Here is a 7,455-nt window from a genome sequence, read left to right as displayed (position 1 = left end):
GGACATCACCCTTTCACGGTGAGTACCGGGGTTCGAATCCCCGTGGGGACGCCAAGACAGCGAATGATCAAGCCGCCATGAGCGGCTTTTTTGTTGTCTGTACCTTCCTGATTTCATAGGTATTTTCGAATTCTTCGATCCTAGCCCGGCAAACTTTCCGTTTTGCCGTAGGCGCGCGGGGCGGCATACTGGCCGGCTTTGCTGACACCCTTACGCCCGTGCCCACCATGAAACTCAGTCTGAAACTTCCTCTCGCTTTTGTCGTCGCCGTGCTGGCGGCGCTGACCGCCGGTCTGGCCGGTATCTATAGCCTGGACCGGGTGCTGCTCGATTCCGGCGAGGCGGTGCAGAAGAATTTTGCGCGCGAGCGCGCGGTCGGTTACATCGCCGTGGTCTACAAGGTCGAGGCGCTGCACTGGCAAAACACCTTGCTGCGCGCGGCCGATCCCGCGGCGCAGGCGCAGCAGTGGAATGCCTATCTGGCGGCCGAAGCGGAAGTGGACAGCAAGGCGCGCGCCGTGCTGGCGCAGCTCGACGGCGAGGCGCGGCAGAGCATGGCGCGCTTCGTGGACCTGCACGCGCAGCAGCGCCAGCGTTATGTGAGCGCGCGCGCCATGCTGGCCGGCAGCAGCGCCGAGGCGGCTGGCGCCAGCGTGCGCGGCATCGATGCGGAGCCGTCCGATTTGCTGGCGCAGACCATCAAGCAGCTGACCGCCGGCAGCATGGTGATCACCGCCGAGGCAACCGGCAACGGCAACCGCACGGTGCGGCTGATGGCGCTGGTGATGGTGGTGGTCGCGGCGGCCGCCATCGCGGCCAGCCTGATGCTGAGCCGTTCGATCATCCGGCCGCTGCGCGCGGCGCTGGCGGTGGCGCAGGCGATTTCCCAGGGCGATCTCGGCGGACGCATCGCCACGCAGCGGCGCGACGAGCTGGGCCAGATGCTGGGCGCGCTGGGCGAGATGAACGGCAGCCTGCATCGCATCGTGTCGGAAGTGCGCGGTGGCACGCAGGCCATCGTCACGGCGTCGGCGCAGATCGAGGCGGGTAGCGCCGACCTGTCGGCGCGCACCGAACAGCAGGCCGGCGCGCTGGAGGAAACGGCGGCGTCGATGGAACAGCTGACGGCAGCCGTGCGGCAGAACGCCGAACACGCGCAGCAGGCGCGCGAGCTGGCGGCCGGCGCGGCCGATGTGGCGCAGCGCGGCGGCGCGGTGGTGGCGCAGGTGGTGGACACCATGGCGGCGATCCAGCAGGCCGGCGACCAGGTCGGCGCGATCATCGGCGTGATCGACGGCATCGCGTTCCAGACCAATATCCTGGCGCTGAATGCGGCGGTGGAAGCGGCGCGCGCCGGCGAGCAGGGACGTGGCTTCGCGGTGGTGGCGACCGAAGTGCGCCAGCTGGCGCAGCGCAGCCATGATGCGGCGGCGCAGATCAAAACGCTGATCGCGACATCGGGCGCGCGGGTGGAGCAGGGCGGCGCGCTGGCCGATCAGGCCGGACGCACCATGGCCGAGGTGGTGAGCAGCGTGCAGCGCGTCAGCGCCATCATCGCTGAAATCAGCCACGCCAGCCAGGAGCAGCGCGCCGGCATCGAGCAGGTCAACCGCGCGATCGCCGACATGGACCAGGTGACGCAGCAGAATGCGGCGCTGGTCGAGGAATCGGCGGCGGCGGCCGGTGCGATGCGCGGTCAGTCCGATGGGCTGGCGCGGCTGGTGGACGTGTTCCGGCTGTGAAGTAAGTCGGCCAGCGTCCGCGCCCGGCATCCGGTCAGGGTGGCGAAGTCCTGGCTGACGCTGTCCATCATTCCCGTATCCAGCGTTTTTTCCACGTGCGAGATCATGCGCGCCATCGGCGGCGGCATGCCCTGCCGCGTCAGTTGCGCGACCCGCTCATCCTGACCGAGTGCGCGGAATGCGACACGGGCGCCGAAATGCGCCGCGGCCAGTGCCGCCAGGTCGGCGCCATCCAGGGATTGCGGTCCGACGATGTCGAAGTGGCGCGTGGCCGGCGGCAGCAGCAACGCGTGCGCTGCGGCCAGTGCGCAATCATCGCGCGCCACGTAGGCGGCGCGCCCGTGCGACGCGGCGGAACTCAGTTCGCCGCTGCGCGCGGCGGCCCGCAGCGTGTCGTACAGCGGCTCCATGTAATACGCGTTGCGCAGCACGACGTGCGGCAGACCGCTGTCGCGCAGCATCGTTTCGGTCGCGGCATGGTCATCGGCTTGGGCGCCGAGCAGGGATGTGTAGACTATGCTTTCCACACCGGCCGCGATGGCCGCATCAATGGCGTTGCGGTGCTGCGCCACACGGCGCGGCCCGGCGTTGACCAGCGCGGTGCTGATCAGTAACAGGCGCCGGGCGCCGGCAAATGCGGCCGGCAAACTGTCGGCGTCATCGAAATCGGCGTAGCGCTGCGTTGTGGATGGCGTGCGGGATGTGGCGATGGTGTGGCCGGCGCCGAGCCGGCGCAGATGCTGTAAAACCAGTTGGCCCAGATGGCCGGAGGCGCCCGTGACGAGCAAAGTGGTAGGCATGACAATTCCTTGTGTTTGATTGAGCGAAGCGCATCGGGCCGCTTACGTGGCGGCCTGATGGCGGAAGCATGGCAAGGAATCAAGCAATCGTCATGGCGCGATTATACGCTGTGGCTGACTTCCCTCGCGCGCTCGATATCGGGCTGCGGTACGCCTGTCCGGTATCTCGGCCTGGAGGGATGTACCTGTCCGCCGAGTCCGTAGAATCCGCACCTCGATCAGGCTGAGGAAGCCGCGCGGCTGGTCATTGTCCTCGGAGGATATCTTCCTCGGCAAGCCGGTACGCGGCGCCATGGCAACAGCCGCCGCGGGCCAACGCCAGCATCAGGCCCGGACTCTCGGCCGTAGCGCGCAACGCCGTGATCGACAGGCAGAACGATCGATGCCAGCCGTCGACGCGGGCAATCCGTCTCTCCACCGACTGGATGGCGGAATTCCAGATCAGCGAGCCGTAGCGGAAGATCCATATATCGCCTTGCGGTCGGCCTCGGTGAGGAGTTTCAAGCCGGGCGAGTCCATCTCCACCATGGCCGCGGTGCTGGCCTCTTCAAGCAATTGCCGCTGATGCCGCAAATCTCTCCTACTTAGCAAAGGCCGGTTGTTGAGCAACGCTGTCGCGCATTTTCATTCTTTCATACCAAGACAGCAGCGCCTTGCATTCGGGCGGCACTTCCAGTTTGACGATAGCAGCAAAGACTAACCCACCTATGACTGCGATGTCCGCCATCGAAAATTTTTCCCCTGCAATATAAGATTGCTGCTGAAGTACCTTATCAAAGTAGTGCATGCCACGAATCGCTTTGTCACGTTGACGGAACCCCCATTCTTGATTCTGATATACCTCTACCAATGGTCCTAAGCCTGGTGTGCCATGATGAAAATAGACGCTGATAGCGTCAAGTAATTCAATTTCTGCTCGCTTGGTCATCATGTGAATTACCCCCTGCTCCAAAGGCGTGGTACCCGTGAGGATAGGCGCCCCGTCTAGTGTGTCGAGGTATTGGGTGATGGCAGTGCATTCAGCTATCAGCGTGCCGTCTGCCAGCTCCAGTACGGGCAGGGTTCCCGAGAAATTTTTTTGCTCGATGAACTCTGTTTTTTTGTGTTCACCCTTGTATAAGTCTACGAACTCGTAATGAATTTTCGATTGAAGGTTTTTCTCTGCGATGGCTATTCTCACGCGCGTCGGGTAGGGGCCGACAGGAAAGTCATAGACTGTCATATTGCTGTCATTTGAGGCGGTACGAGTAGCCATTAGATGCTCCTGGGGTTAATGGAATAGCAAAAAAACGGATGTCGGCAAATTAGCCTAACGAACGTTAGTTAGCCCGCAGGATATGCGCTATACTGGCGGAAGTCAACCATTCATTGAGGAACATCTTGAGTAGCGAAGCGAATTCCAGCTCTAGCGAAAAGATTCTGGCCGCAGCCACGCGCATTGCCCAATCTCATGGGTACGCGGGATTGAACCTGCGCGCCTTGGCTGAGCAAGTCGGTATAAAGGCGGCTAGTCTCTATCACCATTTTCCAAGCAAGGCAGATTTGGCTGCTGCCGTGGCGCGACGCTACGCTGCCGACTCAGCAGCCACCTTAGACCTGCTGGCAACGGAGGCAGGCGCACCTGAGAAGGCACTGGGCCGCTATCCAGAAACATTTCGCCGGTCATTGGAAAACGGTAATCGCATTTGCCTGTGCAGCTTCATGACTGCTGAATATGATGATTTGCCCTCCGAGGTGCAAGTTGAAGTGCAAGCGTTTGCAGAAGTAAACCTAACTTGGCTAAGTGAAGTGCTACAAGAAACTGGGTTTAAAAAGAAGCCTGCTGAACTTCGCGCGCAGGCAATCTTTGCCGCCGTTTCGGGGGCACAGCTAATGGCGCGAGGAAGACAAGATATAAAGCTCTTCGATTCAATTATTGAAAGTTATCGTTTAGCCGGTCTGTTCTCGGCTGAGAACTAGTTGCTTACAGAGCAAGCATAGTCGTAGGGATATCAGGTACGGCGACTGTGGTCCGCAATGACGGCTTGGGGCGAAAGTGGCCGATCAAATAGCACATACGCAAATGATGGCTGCGGTTGGCAACGGGCAGCGGCGGCGTTCATATAATGCTGAGAGGGGACATGAATCGAAAAGAATTTTTGACCGGACTGTCGGCTCTCGCGGGCTTGGCCGTCACGACGCCGCTGGCGGCGCAGGCCGAAGACCGGAGCGCGCCCAGGCACACCCGCGCGATCACGATGTGGGACTTCTCCTGGCTCGAACGGCGCTGGGACGGCGCCGGCTATGAGGACTGGGACGTGGCGCTCGATGAACTGGCCGAGCGCGGCTACGACGCCGTGCGCATCGATGCTTATCCGCACCTGGTGGCGCACGGGCCGGAGCGTGTCTGGACGCTGCTGCCTCAATGGAACACGCAGGATTGGGGCAGCCCGTCGATCAATCGGGTACAGGTGATGCCGGCGCTGCTGGATTTCATGCGCGCGTGCGCCAGGCGCGGCATCAAGGTCGGCCTTTCCACTTGGTATCGCGAAGACCAGGATCGCACCCGTATGAAAATCACCGGCCCGCAAGTGATGGGCGATTACTGGATCCGCACGCTGGAGCGCATCGAGGCCGCCGGCCTGCTCGAACAGGTGCTGTATGTGGATCTGTGTAACGAGTGGCCGCTGGATGTATGGGCGCCGTTCTATCGCGGCAATGGCACGGGCGCATGGACCGAGCCGCGTTCGCTGGCCTATATGCAGGCCGCGCTGTCGCGGGTGCGCGCCCGCTATCCGGCGTTGCCGCTGCTGTTCTCGTTCACGAACGAACGCGTCGAGGATTATCTCGAGCATGATGTCGGCGAGTTCGATCTGCTCGAGCACCATCTCTGGATGTCGCAAGCCAAGGGCGATGCGTTTTACAAGGCAGTCGGCTACCACTACGAGCGCTTCGACGACAGGGGCTACCGTAACGTGGCCTTGAATGCGGAGCGCGTTTACCGTGCGCGCCCCGCTTACTGGAATGGCCTGCTGACGGAACGCATCGACCGTCTGGCGGCGGTCAGCGCGAAATTGGGCAAGCCGCTCGCCACCACGGAATGCTGGGCGCTGGTCGACTACAAGGACGGGCCGCTGCTCAAATGGGACTGGATCAAGGATTTGTGTGCCCAGGGCGCGCGCCATGCCGCGGGGACAGGGCGCTGGGTCGCCATCGCCACCAGCAACTTCTGCGGTCCGCAATTTCGCGGCATGTGGCGCGATGTCGATTATCATCGCGAGCTGACGCGCATGATCAAGGCGGCCCCGATCGCGGCCGATCTGCGGCGCGGCAGGCTGTGGGAGCGCCTGTAGCCGAAGCGATCAGCCCTGTTCAGTGAGCCTGGGCGCGGAAATAGCTGCGCCGGTATTCAGGTCCGATGATCACGCGCTCCGACACATCGCGCGATATGCCTTTTTTGTGCATGTAGTACAAGGCTGCGCCCAGGCCGGACTGGCCGACCAGCCAGATGGCGTTTTCAACGATCATCGCGTCGTCGAGCCGTGTCCGTCGTTCAAAGAATGCCATCGGATGCCCTTTCAGAAATTGAAGCTAGGCGGCGCTTGCTTCAGCAAACCATTTCGCGTACGGGGTGTTGGCGGCGAGGCGGCGGTTGTAGTCGGGCGCACCATCATTCCACCACACCACACCGGGCCGCGTTCGCCAAGCGCACGCTTCGTCGCGTCCACGGCCGCGCGGGCGGCCGATTCGGCCGCTGCATCCTGCAGCTTGCGCGCGGCTTTCACGGCCCGCCGCGCATCCATCAATGCTTTGACGAGGTGGACTCGCGCCTGCTCGGACAAGCCCGGGTTACTCATACGCCATAGGCGCCCGCGCACGACGACGTAACGTCCGTCCGGCGTGCGCGGATGTTCGGACCGGTGCGGCATATCGGCCCCTCCTTGGTCACGGCGCGCCGCGCCTACTTGCCGAGATGCCTGCGCACGTCCGCGGCCATGACGCCAGCCGACTTGACAGCTTCTTCCAGCTGCTCGCGACTGACGCCGAGCGCTTGCGTCCAATAACGCACTTCATGTTCTTCGTTGACGTTGATGCGCAGGCGGTCCTGGCCGCTGCGGTTGTTCAGATCGTCGGACATGGCGGTCTCCTTGGCAGAAAGCCTCAAGCTATCATTCGCGAGGGTACTATTCGGTTCGCTTGCACACCGAAGCGGGGCTTTGGCGCGTCACCGCCCGGCGGGCCAGCGGCGGAACAGCAGGCTGGCGTTGACGCCGCCAAACCCGAATCCATTGGAGATCGCGTAGTCGGTCCGCAGCGGCTGGGGCGCGCCGGTGACGATGTCGAGGCCGTCCGCCGCCGGATCGCGCTGCGTCAGATTCAGCGTGGACGGCGCCCGCTGGTCGCGCAGTGCCTGAATGGTGAAGATGGCCTCCACGCCGCCCGCTGCGCCCAGCAGGTGCCCCGTGGCCGACTTGGTGGCGGAGATCGCCAAGCCGCTGTCCGTGCCGAACACCGCCCGTATCGCCGCCAGCTCGCCGGCATCGCCCACCGAGGTCGAGGTGGCGTGCGCGTTCAGGTGGCCCACCGCCGATGCCGGCACGCCGGCCTGGCGCAGCGCCAGTTCCATCGCCCGGCGCCCGCCGTTGCCGTCGTCCGGCGGCGAGGTCATGTGATAGGCGTCGGCGCTGGTGCCGTATCCCACCAGTTCGGCGATCGGCACGGCGCCGCGTTGCAGCGCGTGTTCCAGTTCCTCGATCACCAGGATGCCGGCGCCTTCGCCCATGACGAAGCCGTCGCGCGCCTGGTCGAACGGCCGCGACGCGGTGGCCGGCGCGTCGTTGAAGCCGGTGGACAGCGCGCGCATGGCCGCGAACGAGCCCAGGCTGACGCGGTCGATGCACGCCTCGGCGCCGCCGCAGACGGCGACGTCGGCC

10 protein-coding genes are annotated in these 7,455 nt (G+C 63.6%); 3 read left to right on the top strand and 7 right to left on the bottom strand.

Annotated elements, in window-relative coordinates; genetic code table 11:
• Positions 1–227: 227 nt before the first annotated feature.
• On the top strand, positions 228–1,742 hold the full coding sequence (locus E4L98_RS12975) for a methyl-accepting chemotaxis protein (protein WP_135201972.1): 1,515 nt from the start codon (positions 228–230) through the stop codon (positions 1,740–1,742).
• Here E4L98_RS12975 and E4L98_RS12970 read toward each other — a convergent pair.
• The 3 genes from E4L98_RS12970 to E4L98_RS12960 all read right to left on the bottom strand — a co-directional run bounded on the left by E4L98_RS12970 (position 1,697) and on the right by E4L98_RS12960 (position 3,797).
• The gene (locus E4L98_RS12970) at positions 1,697–2,542 is read right to left on the bottom strand and encodes an NAD(P)H-binding protein (protein WP_135201971.1); all 846 of its coding nucleotides are present in this window, start codon (positions 2,540–2,542) and stop codon (positions 1,697–1,699) included. The two genes, E4L98_RS12975 and E4L98_RS12970, sit on opposite strands and share 46 nt — an antisense overlap.
• 244 nt (positions 2,543–2,786) lie before the next feature.
• A complete protein-coding gene (locus E4L98_RS12965) occupies positions 2,787–2,960 on the bottom strand; it encodes a gamma-glutamylcyclotransferase (RefSeq protein ID WP_229257382.1) in 174 nt (57 codons plus the stop codon).
• A 162-nt stretch (positions 2,961–3,122) separates the two neighbouring features.
• A complete protein-coding gene (locus tag E4L98_RS12960) occupies positions 3,123–3,797 on the bottom strand; it encodes a glutathione S-transferase (RefSeq protein ID WP_135201970.1) in 675 nt (224 codons plus the stop codon).
• Between the two features lie 125 nt (positions 3,798–3,922).
• On the opposite strand from E4L98_RS12960, the gene E4L98_RS12955 reads away from it, so the two are divergent.
• Together E4L98_RS12955 and E4L98_RS12950 are read left to right on the top strand one after the other, a co-directional pair.
• The gene (locus E4L98_RS12955; RefSeq protein WP_135201969.1) at positions 3,923–4,501 is read left to right on the top strand and encodes a TetR/AcrR family transcriptional regulator; all 579 of its coding nucleotides are present in this window, start codon (positions 3,923–3,925) and stop codon (positions 4,499–4,501) included.
• 161 nt (positions 4,502–4,662) lie between these two features.
• Entirely contained in the window at positions 4,663–5,874 is a 1,212-nt protein-coding gene (locus tag E4L98_RS12950; protein WP_135201968.1) for a cellulase-like family protein, read from the top strand.
• 19 nt (positions 5,875–5,893) lie between these two features.
• Here the strand turns inward: E4L98_RS12950 and E4L98_RS12945 are convergent, their stop codons facing one another.
• The 4 genes from E4L98_RS12945 to E4L98_RS12930 all read right to left on the bottom strand — a co-directional run.
• A complete protein-coding gene (locus E4L98_RS12945) occupies positions 5,894–6,088 on the bottom strand; it encodes a hypothetical protein (RefSeq protein WP_135201967.1) in 195 nt (64 codons plus the stop codon).
• A gap of 11 nt (positions 6,089–6,099) precedes the next feature.
• Positions 6,100–6,450 (bottom strand): hypothetical protein, encoded by a 351-nt coding sequence (locus E4L98_RS12940; protein WP_229257381.1) that lies wholly within the window; start codon positions 6,448–6,450, stop codon positions 6,100–6,102.
• A gap of 32 nt (positions 6,451–6,482) precedes the next feature.
• Positions 6,483–6,659, bottom strand: a complete 177-nt coding sequence (locus tag E4L98_RS12935) for a DUF3606 domain-containing protein (RefSeq protein WP_135201966.1) — start codon at positions 6,657–6,659, stop codon at positions 6,483–6,485.
• 87 nt (positions 6,660–6,746) lie between these two features.
• The coding region (locus E4L98_RS12930; protein ID WP_267874910.1) for a beta-ketoacyl synthase N-terminal-like domain-containing protein at positions 6,747–7,455 on the bottom strand (709 nt) is incomplete at its 5' end.

The organism is Duganella callida (assembly GCF_004614165.1).
Lineage (GTDB): Bacteria > Pseudomonadota > Gammaproteobacteria > Burkholderiales > Burkholderiaceae_D > Rugamonas > Rugamonas callida.
This window is presented reverse-complemented; position numbering and strand designations above follow the sequence as displayed.